Raw genomic sequence first — 371 nt, 5'->3', positions numbered from 1 at the left:
CCCCCACGCAAGAGACGTTTCAAGCGGCGCCGAAATTCTCAGGCCGCTTTCGGCAGCGACGTCATGTCGATGACGAAGCGATATTTCACGTCGCTCTTCAGCATCCGCTCATAGGCTTCGTTGATCTTCTGGATCGGGATGATCTCGATTTCCGACAGCACGTTGTGCTCGGCGCAGAAATCCAGCATCTCCTGGGTCTCCGCAATACCGCCAATGCCGGAGCCGGCAAAGCTGCGGCGCTTGGCGAGCAGCGTGAAGGCGGCGATCGACAGCGGGTTTTCCGGCGCGCCGACCAGAACGATCGTGCCATCGCGCTTGAGAAGCCGCCCATAGGCGTCCATCGAATGATCGGCCGAGATGCAGTCTATGAT

Annotated in this window: 1 protein-coding gene; it reads right to left on the bottom strand. The window is 59.6% G+C overall.

Annotation, left to right across the window (positions count from 1 at the left end):
- Positions 1 to 38: 38 nt before the first annotated feature.
- On the bottom strand, positions 39 to 371 hold a 333-nt coding region (locus AC1D0P_RS32000; protein WP_477680400.1), incomplete at its 5' end, for a zinc-binding dehydrogenase.

This window comes from Polaromonas sp. P1_G2 (assembly GCF_056405515.1).
The sequence above is the reverse complement of the archived record's forward strand: the minus strand, read 5'-3'. Positions and strand labels throughout refer to the sequence as shown.